At 68.4% G+C, this 1,429-nt stretch carries 1 protein-coding gene and 1 pseudogene; both read right to left on the minus strand.

Features of this window, described 5'->3' with window-relative positions; genetic code table 11:
* Positions 1-947: TonB-dependent siderophore receptor (locus G7A99_RS19690; protein ID WP_163143426.1), on the minus strand; the 947-nt coding region annotated here is incomplete at its 3' end.
* Positions 948-1,249: 302 nt separating this feature from the next.
* Positions 1,250-1,429: pseudogene (locus G7A99_RS19695) on the minus strand (cation transporter); the annotation flags it as partial.

Consider the following 1,429-nt stretch of genomic DNA (forward strand, 5'->3'; position numbering starts at 1 on the left):
TAGCCGATCATGCGCTGCTTGCGATCGAAGTCCTCGAAGCCGGTGTCGCCGTCGTAGAAGTCGCGGGGCAGCTCACCGTTGGGGTTGTCCAGCAGCGAGCCGTTGACCGGAACGGACCCGTACGCGGTCGATTCCGGATCCGCGCGATAGCTCGCGAGCAGGGTGATCGCGGTCTCGTCCGTGGGCCGCCAGGTCAGCGCCGGCGCGAAGGAGTAGCGCTCCTCCTCGGTGGTTTCCACCCCGCCGTCGGCGCTCATGCCGATGCCGGTCAGCCGGTAGCTCAGCCGGCCGTCCTCGCCCAGCGGTCCGCCCACGTCGAACGCGCCCTCGCGGAGATCGGAGGAGCCGATGCCCAGGCTGATCTCGCCGTGGCGCTCGTCCCGCGGGCGCTTGCTCACCATATTGACCAGCCCGCCGGGCGGCGTCTGTCCGTAGAGCACGGAGGCCGGCCCCTTGATGACCTCCACGCGCTCCACCAGGTACGGGTCCACCTGGGGCTCGGCGTAGTAACCGCCCACGGTGTACAGGCCATCCAGGTAGACCTCCGGCAGGAAGCCGCGCAGTCGCACCTGATCGTAGCGGGTGGCCACGTTGCCGCGAACCTCGGGCACGGTGCCCCCGGTGTAGCGCAGCACCTCGCGCAGACTGCGGGCGTGCTGGTCCGCGATCTGGTCCTCGCCGATCACGGTGACGGACTGCGGGGTCTCGCTCAGGGGCGTGTCGGTCTTGGTCGCACCGGCACTCTGGGTCGCGTTGTAGCCGGAGAAGGGGGCCCAGGCACTGAGGCCCTGGAGATCCCCCGCCTCGATGTTCACCTCGTCCAGGGTGATGGACCCCGATGCGTCGTCGCCGCTGTCCTGGGCGTGGACCGCACCGGCAATGAGCAGTGCGGTGACCGCGGCCACCCCCGCCCGGCTGCGCCTGCACGGGTGTTGGCTGGCTGGCATGGACCCTCCGATTTCCCTGACTGAAACCGAATGACACTCATTCTCATAAACGGAGGATATCGAACCGGTGTAGAAATGGAAAGAAAACGTATTCTTTTTCTTATAACCGGAGCAAGAACACCCCCCGCCGGCGCTCGCCGCCCTCTTCCACCGGCAACTCGACGGAGGACCGCCACTACAGCCACCGGACACGCCGCGTACGCGGACGCCGCACCGGGAATCGGCGACCTCGAAGGCCGGGACGGCATACCGGCATGCGGTGACCGGCGCTGTCGCGCCGGCCGCCGTGTGAGCCCCCGGGTCTACGCCCCGGCGCGCCCCTCGGCCTCGACGAAGATGCGGCGGGCCTCGGGATAGCTCCCCTTGATGCGGGCATCGAGACCGGCGATGGCGGCCTCCATATCAGCGGCGACGGTCCCGGGGGCGAACTTCACGCTGATGTTCACGAGCAGGAAGTCCGGCCCCATGTGCATGGTCAGCAC

It is taken from the genome of Arhodomonas sp. KWT (assembly GCF_010993615.1).